Genomic DNA, 19,012 nt, shown 5'->3' with positions numbered 1-19,012 from the left:
CGGCGTGCATTCGAGCCTTTAGAGCATTAACTCCGTTTATTACGTGAGCCATTCTGTTCGCATACACCATGCACTGGTGCAGGAAAGATTGTGAAAGGAAGTTGACACGGGAACGTTTGCCAAACTAGGCTACGCACTATCGCTAAAACTGACCTTGTTCCTGTTCACCTGCCCGGAGACGCAGGTATGCCGTTGTGTTGTCTGTCAGTCTGGCGATCGCTTCAAAACGGAAGAAAATGGCTCACGCCAGCTTTTCGAAAGGATTGTAAAGATAAGCCAGCGCAATTTAAAAATCAGCCACAAGTGCTGAGGTAGTAACACGTCCATATATTCTCGCTAGCAATCTGCGGCTAGTGCGGGAGACCTTTTTCGCTGAAAAAAGAGAAACACAGCTTAAGCACTCAACGCACTTTCTTTATGCCGATTTTGTCAGTCGAGGATTAATAATGCGTATAAATTTCCGATTGCAGATACAGTGCCTGGCGTTAGCCGGGATAATGGTCCTGGCGGGCTGCGGCGGTTCAGACGGCTCGTCAACGCCTTCGAGCAAGTCCGCCCAGGCGCCCACGGCCGCTTCCGACGCGGCGCTCGCGCCGCCTACCGCGCCGATCGTCGCGGATGCCTCGATCAACAAGAGCGTGCCGCCGGTCGAATTGCCCGACACGGTCACCCCGATCAACTACAAGCTGTGGTTCCGGCCGAACCCGGCGCTGTCTTCTTTCGACGGCCGCGCGGACGTTCAGATCAAGGTGCTGAAGTCCGTCAACGCGATCACGATCGCCGGCCACCGCATCAAGTTCACCAACGGCTCGATCACGCTGCAGCCGGGCAACATCCAGTTGATCGCCACGCCTCAGGATGACGGCGATTTCTACCAGCTTCGGCCCGTGAGCGGGCAGATCGCCGCCGGCAACTACTCGCTGCACATGGAGTGGAGCGGCATCATCAACTTCAAGACCTATGACGACCCGGTCGCCAAAACCGGCGGCAGTTGCGGCAACGATCCCTATCCGGGTTGCTCCGCGGCGGAGGGCGTGTTCCGCGTCGATCTGAAGTCGACCGATGGCACGACCAGCGGCGCGATTCTCACGCAAGGTGAATCGAACCTCTCGCGCCAATGGTTCCCGGGCTGGGATGAGCCGGCGTTCCGGCCCACCTATGAGGTCAGCGCTGAAGTTCCGCAAAACTGGAACGTCGTGTCGAACGCGGCGGAGAAACCGGCGGTGAACGTGGATAGCGGCTACAAGCTGGTCTCGTTCGAAAAAACCCCGCCGATGCCGTCCTATCTGCTCTTCTTCGGCGGTGGTCAATTCGACATTCTCGAAGACGATTTCGCGAGCCCGCTGCCCGATCACAAGGGTCTGCATCTGCGCATCTTCACGCCACCCGGCATGCGTCACTGGGCAAAACCGGCCATGCAGCAGACCAAGCAGGCGCTCGATTACTACTATCGATACACGGGTATTCCGTTGCCGCTCACCAAGTTCGACACGATTGCTGCGAACGACGCCTTCAAGGAGCAAAAGGACCTGAACTTCGGCGGTATGGAGAACTGGGGCGCGATTCTCGAGTTCGCCGACGATATTCTGCCGCCGCCCGGCACCGCGATGTCCGACTATGGGGTGACGGTTTTGACGCATGAAGCCGCGCACCAATGGTTCGGCGATCTGGTCACGCTCGACTGGTGGGACGACGTGTGGCTCAACGAATCGTTCGCGACGTTCTTCGAGAACAAGACCAAGGTGCGCTTCTTCCCGGACCGCTTCAGTTGGGTCGATGACGTGAAGAACAAGTATGCGGTGATCAATGCCGATCTGAAGTCCACTTCCTTCCCGGTGCAGCCGAACTTTAACGGCTGGGCCTCGAACGACTTCGTGCTGAGCGCAAGCGCCTTTACATACGACAAGGGCGGCCATGTGCTGAAGATGCTGGAAAACTATCTCGGCGAGGAGGTGTTGCGCAAGGGGTTGCAGTCGTATCTGGCCGACTACGCGCTCGGCAACGGCACGCCTAAGCGTTTGTGGGACGAACTGGCCAAGGCCAGCGGCGAGCCGATGGTCGCGATTGGCGACAGCTTCGTGCGCCAAACCGGCGTGCCTTTGCTGTCGCTCGACACCCAGTGCGATCTGACGACCAATCAGACCGTGGTCACGCTGAAGCAATCGCCGTTTCCGAACCAGAACCAGTACCCCGGCACGCAATGGACGATTCCGTTGACGCTCGCTTACGGTGATGGACTGAGCGCGCGCAAGACGGTTGCGATGAAGGACACGCAAATGCAGGTGCGTCTGAACGGCTGTTCCGCCGTGCTCGCGGATCCGAGCGGCCTCGACTACTACGTGACGAACTACAGCAACAACGCGTGGAGTCAGTTGCTGACGCAAGGTAACGCGCTGAAGGACCCGGTGTTGCTGACCAGTTTGCAGCTCGAGGCCAAGCTGCTGGTGAAGAACGGTCTGGCGGATCCGTCGCGTGAAAGCAGTATCGGTTCGCTGGGCGGCGCAACGGCTACGCCGCTCGCACGTCAGTTGTTGATGACGGCGCCGACGACACAGTCCCTGCGTCCGACGATCCGCTATCAGGGCAAGTTCAAGCTGAAGCCGCAGGCGCAGCAGGCGCAATAAGCCTGGCAGGGTGGGCAGACGGCCTCGCGCCGTCGTGAAAGAGCCGTCACGTGGCCCGCATTCTTCGCGATGCGGGCCACGGTACGACTGCATCCATCGGAGCCATACGCCGCGAGCGGTGCTCATCGAGCAAGGCGCCATCTCGAACGATCAGATCCGTGCCATCGCCACCTCAAGCCGAACGTGGTCTGCTCTCCAGCCAGTTTCGCAACAAGCCCGCCAGAAGCGCGCTAGCGAGCACGGCAAGATACAGCGTAACGAGACTGTGACGCCATGTATCGAGCGCAAGCTGATGCGTCAGCAGTTTCGAATCGGGCGCGGGGAGAACGGCATGCATTGCGACGACCGCCCGCTTCATTCGCAGAAAACCCACGGCCGAAAGCAACGGCAGAAGAACGAGCAGGGCAAACAGTACCGGTCTGGCGCGTTGCGCCGCCGGATGATGACGCAAGCGGAACCACACGCCAAGGCAACCATGAATCCAGCCCGGCGCAAGCAGCGCAAGTTGCAGACCTTGCGTGCCGCTTGTGATCAGCGATATCACAATCCGCTCGTAGTTCGGCTCGAAACCATATAGCGACGCCGCAAGGCGCGTTGTGACCGCATGCCGGATGAGCAGCAGAGGCAGGCTGAGCCCGGCCCACAGGCGAATCCATTCGTCCGGCGGGAGCGCCCAGTGACGCCGCCCGTAAATCGTGCGCACAGCCAGCGCGAAATGGAGCAGGGCGGCACCATACAGCAGGATCGTGCCGGGCACGCTGTGCCATACCCATAGAGCCAGCATCAGTCCGCGCCCGGCTAGATCGAGCGACCAGATTCCGAGCGCATGATTGACCAGATGCAAAGACAGATAGATGAGCAGCACGACGCCGGACCCCAGTTGCAGGCGGCGCAGAAGAGGCCGTAGTTCCGCTCGCACTTTACCCTCCCTTCCATTCGTAAGCTGCGTAGAAACGGCTTGAGGGGCCGCCGCAGCCGGGTCACGTCGAGCATATCGCGGCGCCTGCCGGGTTTCTGCGTTCCTCATGCTTTGCGAGCAGGCGTAAGCGCGCGCTTGCGGGATCGGCTCTCGTGTGCCGTACTCTGGCGCACCGCCTCGGCGAATCGCTGTAGCGCGGACAGCGAGCCGCACACGCTCTGATATTCCTCGCGGCCGATCCTGCCGTCGAGGATGACGGCCATGCCCGAGGTACGAGCCATGTCGATGATGTCCATGTTGACTACTCCTTTCAGGTTCTCTCACCTGCAAGACTGCGGACGCGGCGTGGCTATTCCCGCGTTGACGATCGTATTTAGCCTGTAAGCCGCCGGCACTGAATTCGCCCGCCACCACTATTTTCGTTTTTCCGGGAATAAAGCCGGCGACACCGTGGTCTTGCAGGTGAACCGAGTCGTGTGGCCCGCCGGATGATCCCGCGGTTTGCCTGCGAATCCTTATCGTGAGGTCGACATGTCGTCACATCATTCATTCAACCCATCGCGCCGCGGCGCACTGAAATGTCTTGCTTTCGGGGGCGTAGGCACGGTGTTCGTGCTCGCGGGCGGCATTCTCACGCCCGTGGAGCTGGCGCTTGCGGCCGACGCGAAATCGTCCGCGACATCGATGGGTGTGCCGCTTTTCCTGCAGATCAGCGATTCACATATCGGCTTCAATAAAGAGGCGAATCCGGACGTCGCGGGCACGCTCAAGCAAACGATCGACTACGTCAATGCCATGCCGGTCAAGCCCGCGCTGACTATCCACACGGGCGACATCACGCATCTTTCCAAGCCGGCGGAATTCGATCTCGCGGCGCAGCTGATGTCAGGGTTGAATATCACGGAGCTTCATACCGTGCCGGGCGAACACGATGTGACGGACGGGCCAGGAACCGAGTACTTCAGCCGCTTCGGCAAGGCTTCGGACAACAAAGGCTATTACAGCTTCGACCACAATGGCGTGCATTTCGTCGCGCTCGTCAACGTGATGCATTTCAAGCCTAACGGCCTGGGCAGCCTCGGCGACGATCAACTCGCCTGGCTTGAAAACGACCTCAAGAGCCGCTCGTCCAGCACGCCGATCGTCGTCTTTGCCCACATGCCGATGTGGACGATCTACGAGCCTTGGGGATGGGGCACGGGCGACGCCGGTCAGGCGATGAGCTATCTGAAGCGTTTTGGCTCGGTGACCGTACTGAACGGCCATATTCATCAGATCGTGTCGAAGGTCGAAGGCAATATCACGTTCCATACCGCTCGCTCGACCGCCTATCCGCAACCAACCGCCGGCAATGGTCCCGGCCCCGGGCCGCTCACGGTAGCGAGCGATCAACTTCCAAAGATGCTCGGCGTGACCAGCATCAAGATCGAGCGCCATCCGCTCAAAGCGACGCTTGACGATACAACACTCGTTTGATTGCAGGATTTTCTTTCACGCAGGAGATCAGTTATGCGAAATAATTCTCTATACAGTACGCTTGTGATGTTGTTCGGCGGCTCGGCGCTCGTCGCCGCATCGGCCGGGCTTTCCGTTGCACAAGCCCAGACGCCCAACACCGTGGTCATCAAGAACTTCATGTTTTCGCCGATGGAGCTCACCGTCAAAGCCGGATCGACGGTGACGTGGAAAAATCTCGACGGCGAGCCGCACACTGTCGTGAACGACGCCGGCATGTTTCGCTCTGCCGCGCTGGATCAAAACGATACCTACCAGTTCAAGTTCGACAAGCCCGGGGTGTACAAGGTCTTCTGCGGCATCCACCCGAATATGAAAGAGACGATCACCGTGCAATAGGTGCCGGATCCTGCGTGGGCGCTACGCGCTCACGCAGTCATGCGTCGCGTTTAAAGCGGCAACTGCCCGCAGGCAGCGCGTCCGTTGGCGTGCTTATTGCATAATAAGGATGCACCGCGCATGTTCGTACCGCTTCCTATCCGCCCAGCCCGGAGTTGTACCGCAAGTGTTCGCGGTGTCGCCTATTGATACATGCGGCGTTGAATCTTTTACCTGTTTCGCCGACGTGTACCGAACTCGTCAAACTGCTGTTTAAAGTGCAGCATTGCCGTAGCGAGGCTGCACGAGACGCGAAATAGATTCATCCAACAAAATAAATTTCTCGAACATCACCCGCCGTTGAATCGTACGAACAAAGTCTGACCTATAGGCAGACATAGGGATTCCGGAGAGTATTGCGATGTCCAACGATACTGACTTGCCAAAATCCGCCATGGAGCGTCCAGATACTCGCTTCGACGCCGGCAGCCGGCCGTCGTCGGCTGCGCCGCCACCCATGCGGTTCGGACGTCTTGCATTATGCGTTGCAACAGCGAGTGCACTAGCTGTCGGCGTGGTGGGTACGGTCGCGTATGGCGTCTGGTTCAACCACGACCAGCAAAGGTATGCCGACGCTATCTCAGGCGCGCGGCAGGCGCTCGGCACGGCCGGGTCGACGGTGGTCAGACAGGCGATCGCGGAACCCGCGCATTCGATCGCACCGCCCGGATCGGCCGCAGTACCCGCGCACGCAGTACCCGTGCAGACAGCAGCGGCAGCATCACCCCTGGAAGAGGCTGGGACAAAAGAGGCCTCCTGGTCCGGCCCGGTTACGCGTCCTCCCGCGCCGACGGTCAGCCGGACCGCCGTAGCCGACGCGACTCCGGCCACCGCTTCGCAGCCTGCCGTTCTTCACGCGGCGTCTCCCGCCAATCCTCCCGTGCAGCAATCGGGCGTCGCCCGATCAGGCAGAGACGCGCGTCTTGCGCAGTCGGATCGCCGGTCGGCTTCGACGGCCAATGCCCGGCACAAGAGCAGTCTGTTCGCCCGGATGGGTTCGTTCTTTCGTCGCGTGAGCTATCGTCAGCATGGCACCGGAAGCCAGCAAGACATCTATTCCCATCCCTGAGCGAGCGCGCAACCGGTTCGCTGCCGGGAGGCCCACGCTTGCCATCCGCTTCAGGCCGGGCCCGGCTGTGATCGCCGCGGCCGCGCTGATTTGTCTGCTGACAGGACTTCTGTACCTGGCGCTGCAGATCCGGACGATCTTCTCCGATCAGTTGAAGCAGGAGTATGCGGGGCTCGTTCTCGAAGCGGTCGAACGCGCGGAAAGCGCGCGAAACGTAGTCGGCATCTGGCAGCAACTGCCCGACGCCGCGCAAGCCGGAGCCGCCGGATACCAGCGGGCTCAGGGGTACCGGCAGGCGCGAACCGAACTTGCTCAGCGGCTCGCGTCACTCGCGGCGCTGGTGAATGCCAGTCCATCGGCGGCGCCGCGTTTGCCCGCATCTTCGCTTGGACCCGACGCCGATCTGCGCGATACGGATGCCGCGCTCGGTGCCGCGTCGGCCTGGTGGCGAGCACAACGCGACGCGGACAGCGCCGACGTGCGCGTGCGAATTGCTCACATTGCGCGCACGCTGATCGCATTGGCAGCATTGCTATTCTGCATGCTGATCACCGCGCTGGGGATGTATGCGAAACGCAATCGCCTGCTGGCAGGCAGGTCGAACGAATTCGAATGGGCGGCCCTGCACGACGCAATGACCGGCTTGCCGAACCGGCGCAAGCTGTTCGCCTCACTCGAAGAGGTGGTGACGAAATCGCACGCGTTCGCGGCGCCTTGCAAAATCGCCGTGCTGTATGTGGATCTGGATGGCTTCAAGCACGTTAACGATTCGCTCGGCCACCGCGTCGGCGATGAATTTCTGATCGCCGTTTCGAAGCGCTTTCGTGAGTCGGTGCGTAAAGGCGATGTGGTTGCGCGGATCGGCGGCGACGAATTCGCCATTCTGGTGTGCGAGTTTTCGACGAGTGCGGAACTGGGCGAAATCGCCCGGCGGCTGATTGCCTGCGTCGCTCAAACGGACCGGGAGATAGGGGTCGGCGGAGTTCGCGCCAGCATCGGGATTGCCAGTTTCCCCGATCCCGTCGACGATTATCAGCGCCTTGTGGCGTCCGCCGACGAGGCGATGTACCGCGTCAAGCGTAGTGGCAAGAACAGTTACGCGTTCGCGAGCGGGGCGAGTTGATCCGCGCCTTTGATGATGCCCACCCGATTAGAGCGTCGCGGCCTTTTCAGCCGTCAGCGTCGACTTGCGGCGCGATAGTTCGTCGATCAACACGATGCGCAGTTCGTCGGACAAGTGTTTCCATCCGCGAATTTCGTCGCGTGTGCGCAGACAGCCGATGCACCAATCCGTATTGCTGTCGATTTTGCAGATGTCGATGCAAGGCGAGGCAACCGTTGCGATCGGTGCGCTCGGTGCAATCGACTCGATCGGTGCGGCGCTTGCGCTGGCTTGATCCTGCTTTTTATCGAATGCTCCCGCAGAGCCAGGCTGGCATTCTGTGTCATACGCAGCGCTCTTTAAGTCGCTCATTTCCGGATCCGTTCTACTTGAATTGGCTGTGAGCGCGGCGACCAGCCGTTCGGCCACGCGCTCCAGAATTGGCCCGCGGAGTATAGCAAGCGGCTGCACAACCCTGCGCCTCGCGCGCGAACGCACGCGCCGACTTATTTCGTGTTAAAAAATCGGGGCCTGCCGATATGCGATGAAATACGTCGGCACGGCTGCCGTGTTCCGAAGTCATCCGCAGCGGAAGGGTCAATGTCCAGATATTCGTTGATGCGCGCCCTGGAGCGTGCAAGCCGGCCTGAGTGGATCGTTGCTGTGCTGACGGCGGCACTGGCGGCCTGCGCGCCGCTACCGCCGGCTGCAAATCCGGTTGCAAATCCGGCTGCGGATCAAGCCCAGCATCAGGACGCGCCGCAAGCGCCTGCTTCGGTTGCGGTGCGCTCAGCCGACGGACCGCTGCCGGTTCCCCCGAATCTCATCGCGTTGACGCAGCCGGCGGGCCAGAAGCGCCTGATGGGCACCGTCCACAACCGCTCGTACTGGCCGCTTTCGCAATACTTCGAAACGCAGCGCAACGAGGCTTACTGTTCGGTCGCGACTTCGGTGATGGTGCTTAATGCTCTGGGCATTCGCCGTCCCGCGTCGACGTTGTATCCGGATTTCCCATACTTCTCGCAAGAGGATTTCTTTCGCGACGTCGATCCGCAGGTGGCCAATGCCGCGCGGGTATCGAAGGAAGGCATGACGCTCGACCAGCTCAGCGCGGCCCTGAACGCATTTCCTGTCGAGGTGAAGGCGTTCCATGCCAACGATCTGACGCTCGGCCAGTTTCGCGATCTGATTCGCGACACGACGAGCCGCAGCGGCCGCTTTGCGTTGCTGAACTTCAGGCGGGTGGACATCGGTGAAACTGGCGGCGGCCATTGGTCGCCGCTGGCCGCTTACGACGCCGCAAGCGATAGCGCGCTGCTGCTCGATGTCGCGCGCTACAAGTATCCGGCGGCGTGGGTGCCGGTTGCGCAACTGTACGCGGGAGCCTTGGCGGTCGACTACGTCAGCGGACTTTCGCGCGGGATTGTGATCGTCGGCACGCGAGCGCATTAACGCTTTCTCCCGGCTTGCCGGTCCCGCAGACTGTCCGGCGCGATTGAACTGAGCGCGCCTCAGTCGTCCTGATTGCGCCACTCGGCGAGTCCCTCCCGCGCATTCAATTCGATGAACGACGGCAGCGCGCGCAACCCGCGGATATAGCGCGCGAGATGCGGCCAGCCGAGTGCCGGACGCGGCATATTGCGGGTCCAGCGCATCAGCACGACGGCGAGGAAATCCGCTGTGCTGAGCTTGCCGCCGACCAGATAATCGCGTCCGTCGGCGAGCCCGGCGTCGAGCCGGTCACAGGCTTCTTCGATGCGGCGTCGCGCAAGCGCCCGAACGCCTTCGGCCCCCGCGGGATCGCCGTCGCTATCCGCGTAAAACCAGTCGCGCATGGCGGGCAGCACCGTGTTGGCCAGATAGATCATCAACTCCAGCCACGCCGCGCGCTCAGCGGAGCCGGGCTCGGGGGCAAGGCCCGCTTCAGGATGCCGTTCGGCCAGCAGCATGAGCAACGCGGCCGACTCATGGCGCGGCGTGCCGTCGACCATCAGCGTGGGCACGCGGCCAGACGGATTCAGCCGCAGATATTCAGGGTCGCGCTGCTTGCCGACGTTGATGTCGACAAGACGGGTCTGGAACTCGACGCCCATTTCTATCAGCATCCAGTGAACCGCCATACTGGCCGCGCCGGGCGAATAGCAAAGAAGGTAGCTCATTTGTCGGTTGACGAGGTTGGCTGAAGTGGAGCGTAGTCTAACGCCATGCGTGCCGGGCAGGCACTCGGCAGGGACTCAGCGGTCCCGCAAGAGCCGCATGATATCGGCCGCTCAACCGCCCGGCCGGCGCGCGCGATTGCCGTCCTTACGAAAACTCGTGGGTAGTCCATCGGACGTTAATGGTCCTATGCTGCCCCTGTCCATGTTCGAAGGTGACGCAACGCGATGTGTGCACTCGATAGGCGGACTTTGCTAAAAGGCGCGCTCGCCGCGCCGTTGCTGCGCGTAGCAGCGCGCTCTCCTGCGTACGCCCAGCACGCTTCGAACGGTCCAGCTGAGCCGCCGCCGGGCCCGACCCAACGCCGCGTGCGGCCCGGCGACCCGTCATGGCCGTCGGCGCAGGCCTGGCAGGAGCTGAACCGGGCCGTCGAGGGCCGCCTGAGCGCTGTCACTTCGCCATTGGCGATCTGCGCGCAAACGCCTGCAAGCACCGCTTGCACGGAAGTCTTCGGTCGCCTGAAAAACCCGTACTACCTCGGCGACACCCCGGCGCTGACGCAGGCATCAGGATGGCTCGATGCATGGACATCGGCGCCGAGCGCCTACGTGGTGGCTGTCGCCAACGCGAACGACGTCGCGCGCACAGTCGATTTCGCGCGCGAACATCGTCTGCGGCTGGTCGTTAAAGGCGGCGGTCACAGCTACCAGGGCACGTCGAACGCGGCCGATTCGCTGCTGGTCTGGACGAGATCCATGCGCGACATCACCCTGCACGATGCGTTCGTACCGGCAGGATGCGAAGGACGCCTGAAGCCCGCGCCCGCGGTGACCGTAGGCGCCGGTGCGCTGTGGGGACACGTGTACGACGCCGTGACCACGCGTGGCGGCCGCTATGTTCAAGGCGGCGGCTGCCTGACGGTAGGCGTGGCCGGGCTCGTGCAAGGGGGCGGCTTCGGGAGTTTTTCGAAACGGTTCGGCACCGCCGCCGCGAATTTGTTGCAGGCGGAAGTCGTCACGGCCGATGGCGAGGTGCGCATCGTCAATGCATGCTCGCACCCGGATATTTTCTGGGGGTTGAAGGGCGGCGGTGGCGGCAGTCTCGGCGTCGTTACGAGCCTGACGCTACGCACGCATGAGTTGCCCGATCAGTTCGGTCTGATACGCGCGACAGTGAAGGCATCGTCGGATGACGCGTTCAAAGCGCTGATCGGCGAGTTCGTCGCATTCAGCGCCGACCATCTGGTGAGCAAGCATTGGGGCGAAACGGTCGCCTTCCACGCCGACAACACGTTAGGCATTTCGATGCTGTTTCAGGGCATGAACCAGGACGATGCCGCACGAGTCTGGCAACCGTTTTTCGATTGGATCGCGGAGCCCGCCCACGGCTGCACGACAACACCGCCGCAGGTGCTGAGCCTGCCGGCGCGACGTTTGTGGGACGCTGAGTTCGTGATGCAGCATCTGCCCGGCGTGCTGAAGATTGACGATCGTCCGGGCGCGCCGGCAGAGAATGTTTTCTGGACGAGCAACGTCGGCGAAGCGGGGCAATATCTGTACGGCTATACCTCGACCTGGCTGCCTGTCGCGCTGGTGGCTCCCGCTCAGCGGGGGCGCCTGACCGATGCGCTGTTCGCAAGCACCCGGCACTGGACGGTCTCGTTGCACTTCAATAAGGGCCTCGCGGGGGCACCAGCGGACGCATTGAACGCAACCCGGGATACCCCGATGAACCCGGCCGTACTCGACGCCTTTGCATTGGCGATCATTGCAGGCGAGGGTGCTCCGGCCTTTCCCGGCATGCCGGGCCACGAACCCGATGAAGCGCGGGGACGACGTGCTGCAACGCGAATCGCGCAGGCTGCGCAGACACTACGTACGGTTGTCCCGGAGCCTGGCACCTACTTGTCCGAGAGCAATTTCTTCGAAGCTGACTGGCAGCAAGCGAACTGGGGACGCAATTACGCGCGGCTGGCTGCCGTGAAACGCCAATACGATCCTGACGGCCTGTTCTTCGTCCATCACGGCGTGAACTCGGAAGAGTGGAGCGCCGACGGTTTCACGCGAGTCCAAAATACAGAAGGGGCTGGCGCCTAAGGCGGCCAGCCCCTTTAACCACGATGCGGCAAGCTACGCGGAACGCCTCAATGCACCGGCGCGTGAGTCTGCTCGGCCGGACGCGGCTGCGTCACGGCGCTCACCAGGAAGAAAACGATGATGTTCACGGCCAGGGCCAGGAAGCCGATATTGATGTCCTTTAGCGCGTCGGGCAAAAACGGCATCAACTGCCCAATGCTCAGATGGAGCGTGGTGGTCAGGGTCACGACCGCGACGCCCGCCAGAATCCCGCAAAACGCGCCGTACTTGGTCGCCCGGTTATTCGGCATCAAACTGCAGATCACCGCCGGAAAGAGCTGGGTCACAAAGCTGTAGCCCATCAGCAGCAAGGCCACGATCGTCTCGCCGCCGTGCAGCGTAAAGCCGACGGCCACCAGCGCCACCACCGGCACTAGGAAGCGCGCGAGGTTGGCTACCGTCGCGTCGGACGCATTGCGGCTCACCATGCCGCGATACACGTCGTTGGCAAGCAGCGTGGATGCCGACGTCAGGATCATCGATCCCGGCACCAGCGCCGTCAGAATCCCGGCCCCGCCGATCACGCCGACGAACCACGGGTCGAAAGTCTGCAACGACAGGCGGAACAGCGACAGGTCGATGTCGCCGCCCTTCAGGCCCGGCACCTTCAGCGTTGCTGCAAAGCCCACGAAGAACACGAACAGCAGAATGAGCTGGTAGAGCGGCAGCACCATTGCGTTACGGCGGAAAATACGCTCGTTCTTCGCCGTGAAAATCGAACCGAACGAGTGCGGCCACATGAAGAAGCCCAGTGCGGTCAGCAGCACGGTCGACTGGAACCAGATCACGCTCGACCCCTTGGCCGGGAAGCTCAGGAAGCCCGGGCGCGCGGTGTCGATGGCGCGGAACATGTCGGCGAAGCCGCCGTAATAGTGCAACGGCAGGTAGATGCCGAGGAACAGTACGATCGCCAGAATCAGGATATCTTTCACCACCGAATTCCACGCCGAGCCGCGCACGCCGGATACCGTCACGTAAGCCGTCACCACCGCGGCGCCGATCCAGATGGCGGTTGTCGAGGAAATCGCGCCATACGAGGCGGTTGCCACGATGATGCCCAGGCCCTTGAGTTGCAGCACGAGGTACGGAATCAACGCGGCCACGCCGACCAGCGCGACCAGCGTACCGAGCGCTGGGCTATCGTACTTGCGCGCGAAGAAATGCGGCTGCGAAACGAGGCGGTGGTTTTTCGCGTAACGCCAGATCGGCGGCAGCATCCAGTACGAAAGGATGTACGCCAGCGTGCCGTAGGCAAGAATGTAGTAGACCGGTGCGCCCTTGCCGTACGCAAAGCCGCTGCCGCCGAGGAAGGTGAAGGTCGTATAGATCTCGCCGGCCATCAGCAGGAACACGAACGCGGTGCCGAAGCTGCGGCCGCCCACGGTCCACTGTTCGAGACTCATGTCGTGGCCGCGCCGCGCGCGCACGCCCAGGTACAGCGCAAACAGCGTAATGGCCGCAATGATGATGAGGGCGCTCATGAGTGGGCCTCCTCGGCGTCAGCCGCAAGCTGACGGTTGCTCGGATCCAGACGGTAGACGATCGCCATGATGAGGGCACTCAGGACCACCCACATGACGATCCAGGCCAGCACGAATGGCATGCCGAATACCAGCGGTTCGACACGATTCACAAACGGGACGCCGAGCAGAATGCCGATGAACGGCAGCGCGGCGAGTGCACGAAGCAACATGGGGGCAACTCCTCGAACCGGTAAGTACGTCTCGTTGAAAGTGCAGCTTCGCTGAGGACTTTATGCCTGATGCTTCGAGCCCGTAAAGTCCGTCAAAAAAGTGTAGGCTTTCTGAAAGTTGCACGCGCATCTTTCCGCGCCTGTCTGCTGCGGTGCAACGCCGCGCGTGGCTTGCATCGTCCCTTTTTTACCTATTTGCGTGCCGCACCGCGATATCATCTGCCTCACACAACGCGGGCATCGCTCTGGAGCGAGGAGCGCCCCAGCACTTCAACTCAGCGTAGCGCCCCGGCGGGCAGTCAGTCAATCAAGCCGCCGGAGCCGCTGCCCGAAACGGATCGCATATGGTCGAAAGTCTGGTCTCGGATATCCTGTTTGGCTTCACCGGGCTGATCAGCATCATCAATCCAATCGGCATGGCGTTCGTTTTTCTCGACCGCACCGCATCGCTCACCACCGAAGACCGTACCGCGCTCGCCAAGAAGATCGCCTTCAACGTGATGTGCGTGCTGCTGGTTGCCTTCTTTGTCGGCACCCCGATTCTGCATTTCTTCGGCATCTCCATGCAGGCCTTGCGGATCGGCGGCGGCCTCGCGGTAGCGGTGAGCGGCTGGCAGATGCTCAATGCGCCCGATACGCCGGCCGAACAACCGGCCGTCAAGCGGGTGGATTCCGATAACGCGATGTCGAAGGCATTTTTTCCGCTCACCATTCCGCTTACTACCGGGCCGGGTTCGATCGCCACCGCGATCGCGCTGACCGCGAACCGCACGCACAAACTCTCGGAGTTCGTGCTGTCGGGCATCGCTTCGGTGGGGATCTCGATCCTCGTGGCGGTCACGGTCTATCTGGTCTACAGCCGAGCCGTGGTTTTCGCGAAGTATCTCGGCGCGGACGGCACCAAGGTCGCGATGCGCGTCTCGTCGTTTCTGCTACTGTGCATCGGCGTGCAGATTATCCTGACCGGTCTTTCGGAGTTCCTGATACCAATCGCGCAGATGCAACCCGTGGTCAAATAGCGAAGACAGGAGGGAATCTCATGTGCCGCTGGCTCGCTTATACCGGCAACCCGCTTCAACTCGAAACGGTGCTGTTCAACGCCAAACATTCGCTGATCGACCAGAGCCTGCATTCGCGGCTCGGCCATACCACCACGAACGGCGACGGGTTCGGCATCGGCTGGTACGGCCATCCCACCGATATCCCGTTTCGCTACCGCTGTATCCAGCCCGCATGGAGCGACCGCAATCTGCGCGAGGCCGCGCGGGCCATCCGCGCGCCATTGTTCGTCGCGCATATCCGTGCGGCTACCGGCACGCCGTCACAGGAAACCAACTGTCATCCGTTCCGCTATGGCCGGTGGCTCTTCATGCATAACGGGCTGGTGCGCAACTTCCCTCTGGTGCGCCGCGAGCTGATGCTGGCGATCGATCCCGAGTTATTCGCCTCGGTTGAAGGTTCGACGGATTCCGAGGTGCTGTTTTATCTCGCGCTGACCTTTGGTCTCGAACTTGCGCCGGTGACCGCGCTCGAGCGCATGGTGGGATTTGTCGAAGACGTCGGGCGCAGACAAGGGGTGGATGAGCCGCTGAACATGACGGTCTGCGCGACGGATGGCGAACAGATCGTCGCGGTTCGTTATTCGAGTGAAAGACAGTCGCGCTCGCTCTTTCACAGCACCTCGTTCCAGCATTTGCACGAGCTGTATCCGGACGACCCGCGCATCACGGCGGTGGGCGATAACGCCTTCCTGGTGTTGTCGGAGCCGCTTTCGGATCTGCCGGGCTGGTGGGAGGAGATTCCCGAGAGCACGGCCGTGATCGCCCGGGGTGGCGAGATAGAGCAGTATTCGTTCGAACCGAAACTGGTCGAGATCAAATCGGCGTAGCTGTGTTCCAGCGATACTTCGGTTCGGGCCGCCGCGATCCGTGACCCCGCGTTGTGCCGCGCTAGCGCGTCAGCAGCATCGAACTCAGCACCGAAAACACCGTCGACGGCAATTCCGCGAGACGGCTCACTACCACGTTGTGTGGATAGAAATCCTCGACTGCATCGGTCAGCACGCCGATGCCGACCAGTTCGATGCCGCGTTTGTGGATCGCCGCGACGCGTTCGCGCAGATCGTAGCGCAGCACCTGCGGATCGCCGTCGCCGGTCGACGGATAGCCGTCTGAGAAGACGATCAGGATGCGCCGCTCGGCCTGATGATCGGCGAGCCGCGTCGCGGCCCAGGCGAGCGCCTCGCCGTCCGGATTCTCGTGACCGCAGTCGATTTCGGCAATGCCGCTCAGATCCGTCGCGCCAAAGCGTTTGTAGACTTTCAGGTCGAGCCGCTCGACAAAGCGGTTATAGCGCCGCAAATCCGCGCCGCCCGCCAGTTGCCTTTCATACAGTTGCTTCATCGGTGCGGATTCGAGCGAGCAATAGCCGAGCACTTCGCAGTCGAACGACAACTGCGTAAGCGCATCGCACAGCGCACTCGCGCACAGGCGCGCGAGTTCGATCTTGCGCCCGGCCATCGATCCGCTGCGATCGATCAGCAAGCTCACGGCGACGTCGCGCCCTTTAGCCGCCCGCTGCGTGCGAAACGGCGTACGGTAACCCGGCGACGTGGCGAGTTTCGCCAGCGCGGTGCGATCGATTTCGCCGCGCTCCTGTTCGCGGCGCCAGCGGGTGCGTTCGTCGGCGCTCAGCGCGCGTTCGAGTTTTTCCTTGAGCGGTGCCGTATCCGCGCGGGCCTGCGCGCGAAGCTCGCGCCAGGTTGCGCTGTCGCCCTGGCCGGTGACGTCGGTGATTTCGTCGAACTCGGTGGCAAGCGGAATCGATAGCCGGTCGCGAGATGCGTTTGACACTGCGGCGGCTTCGCCTTCGGAACGCGCGGACGACTGCTGCGCATCGGCCAGCGATTGCCCCATGCCGACCGCATTTTCCGCCTGCGCACCGCCGCCTTTGTCGGACGGAGGCGAGGCAGCGTTGTCCTGGTCGGGCAGGGCGGTGTCGTCGTCGTTGAACGGTTCGGACGAAGAAGCCGCGGTTTCCGTGTCGAGGTCTTCAAGCGGATCCGCGGTGAACACCATGCTGTTGACATCGCCCGCCGACAAAGCCCGCACGCGCGCGACCAAGGCTTGCGCCGCCGCAATGCTATGCGCGCTCGAACGGCTTCTGCGGGCCTCGTCCAGCAGGTCCTGCGAGGCGTGCAGCGCGGCCAGCAATGAGTGGACCGCTTCGGTGCGGGTCGGCTGCTCGTCCCATAGCGTGCGCTCCACCAGCCAGACCAGCCGGTCGCGCCAATGCAGCTTCGGCCAGCGTTGCCGCGCCTGTTCGGCGGCATGTGCCCGCAGTTTGCCGATGAACCAGCGCGCCCCCGGATACTCGTCGAGCAATTGCATGCAGACGCGGCGGTCCTCGATCACCTGTGCGAGATTCGCGCTCACGCCGGCCGGTTGCGCATCCATCTGCGCGAGCGACGAGTGCTTGGCGCGCGCCACCAGCAGATCGAGATAGCCGATCAGCACGTCGCGCTCGACGCCGCCGCTCAACTCATAGTCGGGAATCACGATGCGGCCGGGTTCGACACGCGGACCATCCGGACTGAACGCGACCGTCACGCCATATTGTCCGGTCAGCACGCGCGCGACCTTGCTGAGCGTCGATTCGAACGCGAAACCTTGTGTGTCGCGGGTGAGATGCCTTGCGTTCATGGCGATCGCCTAGGGTGCACAGCGGGCGTCAGGCGGCCGGCGCGATGTGATGGCGAACGATGCCGCGAATCAGCGCCGCGTCTTCCGGGCTGACTTTCGCGTAAATCGCCGGACCGGCAGCCCGTTCGGGGTCGCCGGTACGCAGCATCAGTTCGGCCCAGTCGAGCAGGCGCCGCGTGGAGAATGCGCTCGACAGGTCTTCGCGGGCGAACGCCGCGCGGCAGTCGGCGGCAATCGCGGCAAGCGTGGTGGCGAGCGCGCGTGTCATATGCGGCGCGAGGGTACGCATCAGCACGTCGGCTTCTTCGGCGGGCGTCAGATAGTCGAGCATATAGACGCGCCAGCGATCGAGAAAAGCCTCGTTCATCAGATTCGCACCTTGATACAGGTGACGGAACTGGCTCATCGCGCCGACCGCGTTCGCCGTGGCAAACAGCCGGAAGGCGGGATGCGGCGCGACGATCTCATTGCCTTTTTCTTTCAGCACGAGGCGGCCGTGCGGTTCGAGCACGGCGGTGAGGGCGGCGAGAATCGACGGTTCGGCGAAATCGATTTCGTCGACGATCAGCCAGAGACCTTCGCGCATTGCGGTGGGCAGCACGCCGTCCACCCAGATCGTCTCGCCGCCCTTGACCGTCCAGAAGCCGACAAAATCGCCGACGGTGGTTTGCCCATTCATGTTCGAGCGCAACACACCGTGATGCGAGCGTGCGGCTACCTGTTCGATCAAGCTGGTCTTGCCCGCGCCAGTGTGACCGATCAGCATCACGCGCCGGTTCTCCACGATATCTTCGACAATGTCGTTAAAGCGCTCGGAGAACAGATAAGCGGGATTGACGCGCGGCACGAGCGGATTGTCCACACCGCACGGCACGTCGACCCGGCCGATGCGCACGGTTTCGCGTGCATCCTCCTGTTTCTGCAAATGATGTTTTGCTGCCGAGGCTCGCGCCGCGACGCGCTGCAACTCGGGAATGAAGGCCACGCGCTCCGCTGTCCCTGCTTCATTTGAGGCATCGGGCGTATCGATGGCAAAGCCCTCGCGGCGCCACTTCTTCAGCTTCGCGCGCAGGTTCTCCGCGTCGACCACCAGATCGATATCCACCGATCCGATGCCGGCGCCTTCATTGACCCCATGCTCGAGCCGATAGTTTTCCGGCCGGTCCGCCACGCTGACGCGCCACCATTCCGCGCCGGTTTCGGTCGCCCGTTGGTAAAGGCCAAGGTTTTCGTCTTCGGTCAATTCAGGCGCGTTCATGGCGAGTGGCAAATGGTGAATGTTGATGGATCAAATAACAAATAATGCGTTTCGATTTGGCTGAGGCCGAATGACCGACTATCTTATCGTGAGTACCTTTCGTTCTCCCCGCCAGGCATTTCATTTGCAGCGTATGCGGATTCAACTGAGGATTCTCAATGTCGAGCGCGCTGATCGCAAAAGTTTATTGCGTGAAATGGATAGGCTATCAAGCACCGATCACCTATAGTTCGTGCGCGACGCGTGTAGTTTTGCAACATCTCAATTGCAAACTGGCTGGATCCGGTGTTCGCTCCAGCATTACAAGCATTACGCCGGTGTAACCCGGTAGGTGCAACAGGTCATTGCCCATACCGTTCCGTTGTATGCACGAGGCCTCGCAGACGGGCCTGGCGCCAGGTGACCGTGGCTTGACGCAGAGTCGGTCGCGGTGCGACACGCTGAGTAGTTTTGAATCATCG

At 61.9% G+C, this 19,012-nt stretch carries 17 protein-coding genes; 9 read left to right on the top strand and 8 right to left on the bottom strand.

The window, feature by feature from the left end; translation table 11 throughout:
* Nucleotides 1-446: 446 nt before the first annotated feature.
* Nucleotides 447-2,624 (top strand): M1 family metallopeptidase, encoded by a 2,178-nt coding sequence (locus AC57B6_RS20160; RefSeq protein WP_496421973.1) that lies wholly within the window; start codon nt 447-449, stop codon nt 2,622-2,624.
* Nucleotides 2,625-2,796: 172 nt separating this feature from the next.
* Here AC57B6_RS20160 and AC57B6_RS20155 read toward each other — a convergent pair whose 3' ends face one another.
* Nucleotides 2,797-3,543, bottom strand: a complete 747-nt coding sequence (locus AC57B6_RS20155) for a hypothetical protein (RefSeq protein ID WP_042273914.1) — start codon at nt 3,541-3,543, stop codon at nt 2,797-2,799.
* Between the two features lie 104 nt (nt 3,544-3,647).
* Nucleotides 3,648-3,839, bottom strand: a complete 192-nt coding sequence (locus AC57B6_RS20150; protein ID WP_028194558.1) for a hypothetical protein — start codon at nt 3,837-3,839, stop codon at nt 3,648-3,650.
* A 235-nt stretch (nt 3,840-4,074) separates the two neighbouring features.
* Between AC57B6_RS20150 and AC57B6_RS20145 the strand changes: the two genes are divergently transcribed.
* The 4 genes from AC57B6_RS20145 (at nt 4,075) to AC57B6_RS20130 (ending at nt 7,628) form a co-directional block, all read left to right on the top strand.
* Nucleotides 4,075-5,019: a metallophosphoesterase family protein gene (locus AC57B6_RS20145; protein ID WP_028194557.1), complete on the top strand. Its 945-nt coding sequence runs from the start codon at nt 4,075-4,077 to the stop codon at nt 5,017-5,019.
* Between the two features lie 33 nt (nt 5,020-5,052).
* Nucleotides 5,053-5,397 carry a cupredoxin domain-containing protein gene (locus AC57B6_RS20140; RefSeq protein WP_030100513.1) on the top strand — a complete coding sequence of 115 codons (345 nt, stop codon included), beginning with the start codon at nt 5,053-5,055 and terminating at the stop codon, nt 5,395-5,397.
* A 400-nt stretch (nt 5,398-5,797) separates the two neighbouring features.
* Nucleotides 5,798-6,505 (top strand): hypothetical protein, encoded by a 708-nt coding sequence (locus AC57B6_RS20135; RefSeq protein WP_081922959.1) that lies wholly within the window; start codon nt 5,798-5,800, stop codon nt 6,503-6,505.
* Nucleotides 6,465-7,628 (top strand): diguanylate cyclase, encoded by a 1,164-nt coding sequence (locus tag AC57B6_RS20130; protein WP_496421972.1) that lies wholly within the window; start codon nt 6,465-6,467, stop codon nt 7,626-7,628. The genes AC57B6_RS20135 and AC57B6_RS20130 overlap by 41 nt, the downstream gene beginning before the upstream one ends.
* Nucleotides 7,629-7,655: 27 nt before the next feature.
* On the opposite strand, the gene AC57B6_RS20125 is transcribed toward AC57B6_RS20130, so the two are convergent.
* Nucleotides 7,656-7,868 (bottom strand): DUF1289 domain-containing protein, encoded by a 213-nt coding sequence (locus tag AC57B6_RS20125; protein ID WP_406869805.1) that lies wholly within the window; start codon nt 7,866-7,868, stop codon nt 7,656-7,658.
* 339 nt (nt 7,869-8,207) lie between these two features.
* On the opposite strand from AC57B6_RS20125, the gene AC57B6_RS20120 reads away from it, so the two are divergent.
* Nucleotides 8,208-9,059: a phytochelatin synthase family protein gene (locus AC57B6_RS20120; protein ID WP_406869693.1), complete on the top strand. Its 852-nt coding sequence runs from the start codon at nt 8,208-8,210 to the stop codon at nt 9,057-9,059.
* A 59-nt stretch (nt 9,060-9,118) separates the two neighbouring features.
* Here the strand turns inward: AC57B6_RS20120 and AC57B6_RS20115 are convergent, their stop codons facing one another.
* Nucleotides 9,119-9,766, bottom strand: a complete 648-nt coding sequence (locus AC57B6_RS20115) for a glutathione S-transferase family protein (RefSeq protein ID WP_496421971.1) — start codon at nt 9,764-9,766, stop codon at nt 9,119-9,121.
* A 225-nt stretch (nt 9,767-9,991) separates the two neighbouring features.
* Here AC57B6_RS20115 and AC57B6_RS20110 point away from each other — a divergent pair, with 225 nt between their 5' ends.
* On the top strand, nt 9,992-11,860 hold the full coding sequence (locus AC57B6_RS20110; RefSeq protein ID WP_496421970.1) for an FAD-binding oxidoreductase: 1,869 nt from the start codon (nt 9,992-9,994) through the stop codon (nt 11,858-11,860).
* A gap of 47 nt (nt 11,861-11,907) precedes the next feature.
* On the opposite strand, the gene AC57B6_RS20105 is transcribed toward AC57B6_RS20110, so the two are convergent.
* Both AC57B6_RS20105 and AC57B6_RS20100 read right to left on the bottom strand, forming a co-directional pair.
* The gene (locus tag AC57B6_RS20105) at nt 11,908-13,380 is read right to left on the bottom strand and encodes a sodium:solute symporter family protein (protein WP_028194551.1); all 1,473 of its coding nucleotides are present in this window, start codon (nt 13,378-13,380) and stop codon (nt 11,908-11,910) included.
* The gene (locus tag AC57B6_RS20100; protein WP_028194550.1) at nt 13,377-13,592 is read right to left on the bottom strand and encodes a DUF3311 domain-containing protein; all 216 of its coding nucleotides are present in this window, start codon (nt 13,590-13,592) and stop codon (nt 13,377-13,379) included. The genes AC57B6_RS20105 and AC57B6_RS20100 overlap by 4 nt, the downstream gene beginning before the upstream one ends.
* Nucleotides 13,593-13,936: 344 nt before the next feature.
* Here AC57B6_RS20100 and AC57B6_RS20095 point away from each other — a divergent pair, with 344 nt between their 5' ends.
* On the top strand, nt 13,937-14,611 hold the full coding sequence (locus tag AC57B6_RS20095; protein WP_030100519.1) for a MarC family protein: 675 nt from the start codon (nt 13,937-13,939) through the stop codon (nt 14,609-14,611).
* A gap of 20 nt (nt 14,612-14,631) precedes the next feature.
* Entirely contained in the window at nt 14,632-15,480 is an 849-nt protein-coding gene (locus AC57B6_RS20090) for a class II glutamine amidotransferase (protein ID WP_496421969.1), read from the top strand.
* Between the two features lie 61 nt (nt 15,481-15,541).
* Here AC57B6_RS20090 and AC57B6_RS20085 read toward each other — a convergent pair whose 3' ends face one another.
* Together AC57B6_RS20085 and AC57B6_RS20080 are read right to left on the bottom strand one after the other, a co-directional pair.
* Nucleotides 15,542-17,293 (bottom strand): cobaltochelatase CobT-related protein, encoded by a 1,752-nt coding sequence (locus AC57B6_RS20085; RefSeq protein ID WP_496421968.1) that lies wholly within the window; start codon nt 17,291-17,293, stop codon nt 15,542-15,544.
* A 28-nt stretch (nt 17,294-17,321) separates the two neighbouring features.
* Nucleotides 17,322-18,551: an AAA family ATPase gene (locus AC57B6_RS20080; RefSeq protein ID WP_406869698.1), complete on the bottom strand. Its 1,230-nt coding sequence runs from the start codon at nt 18,549-18,551 to the stop codon at nt 17,322-17,324.
* Between the last annotated feature and the right edge of the window lie 461 nt (nt 18,552-19,012).

Source organism: Paraburkholderia sp. BGA-UO-ETr-F12, assembly GCF_059567945.1.
The sequence above is the reverse complement of the archived record's forward strand: the minus strand, read 5'-3'. Positions and strand labels throughout refer to the sequence as shown.

What these genes read in the sequence shown, in the direction of transcription:
- AC57B6_RS20160 (WP_496421973.1), top strand. Translation starts at nt 447, where the DNA reads ATGCGTATAAATTTCCGATTGCAGATACAGTGCCTGGCGTTAGCCGGG.
- AC57B6_RS20150 (WP_028194558.1), bottom strand. Translation starts at nt 3,839, where the DNA reads ATGGACATCATCGACATGGCTCGTACCTCGGGCATGGCCGTCATCCTC.
- AC57B6_RS20145 (WP_028194557.1), top strand. Translation starts at nt 4,075, where the DNA reads ATGTCGTCACATCATTCATTCAACCCATCGCGCCGCGGCGCACTGAAA.
- AC57B6_RS20140 (WP_030100513.1), top strand. Translation starts at nt 5,053, where the DNA reads ATGCGAAATAATTCTCTATACAGTACGCTTGTGATGTTGTTCGGCGGC.
- AC57B6_RS20135 (WP_081922959.1), top strand. Translation starts at nt 5,798, where the DNA reads ATGTCCAACGATACTGACTTGCCAAAATCCGCCATGGAGCGTCCAGAT.
- AC57B6_RS20130 (WP_496421972.1), top strand. Translation starts at nt 6,465, where the DNA reads ATGGCACCGGAAGCCAGCAAGACATCTATTCCCATCCCTGAGCGAGCG.
- AC57B6_RS20120 (WP_406869693.1), top strand. Translation starts at nt 8,208, where the DNA reads ATGTCCAGATATTCGTTGATGCGCGCCCTGGAGCGTGCAAGCCGGCCT.
- AC57B6_RS20115 (WP_496421971.1), bottom strand. Translation starts at nt 9,766, where the DNA reads ATGAGCTACCTTCTTTGCTATTCGCCCGGCGCGGCCAGTATGGCGGTT.
- AC57B6_RS20110 (WP_496421970.1), top strand. Translation starts at nt 9,992, where the DNA reads ATGTGTGCACTCGATAGGCGGACTTTGCTAAAAGGCGCGCTCGCCGCG.
- AC57B6_RS20105 (WP_028194551.1), bottom strand. Translation starts at nt 13,380, where the DNA reads ATGAGCGCCCTCATCATCATTGCGGCCATTACGCTGTTTGCGCTGTAC.
- AC57B6_RS20100 (WP_028194550.1), bottom strand. Translation starts at nt 13,592, where the DNA reads ATGTTGCTTCGTGCACTCGCCGCGCTGCCGTTCATCGGCATTCTGCTC.
- AC57B6_RS20095 (WP_030100519.1), top strand. Translation starts at nt 13,937, where the DNA reads ATGGTCGAAAGTCTGGTCTCGGATATCCTGTTTGGCTTCACCGGGCTG.
- AC57B6_RS20090 (WP_496421969.1), top strand. Translation starts at nt 14,632, where the DNA reads ATGTGCCGCTGGCTCGCTTATACCGGCAACCCGCTTCAACTCGAAACG.
- AC57B6_RS20085 (WP_496421968.1), bottom strand. Translation starts at nt 17,293, where the DNA reads ATGAACGCAAGGCATCTCACCCGCGACACACAAGGTTTCGCGTTCGAA.
- AC57B6_RS20080 (WP_406869698.1), bottom strand. Translation starts at nt 18,551, where the DNA reads ATGAACGCGCCTGAATTGACCGAAGACGAAAACCTTGGCCTTTACCAA.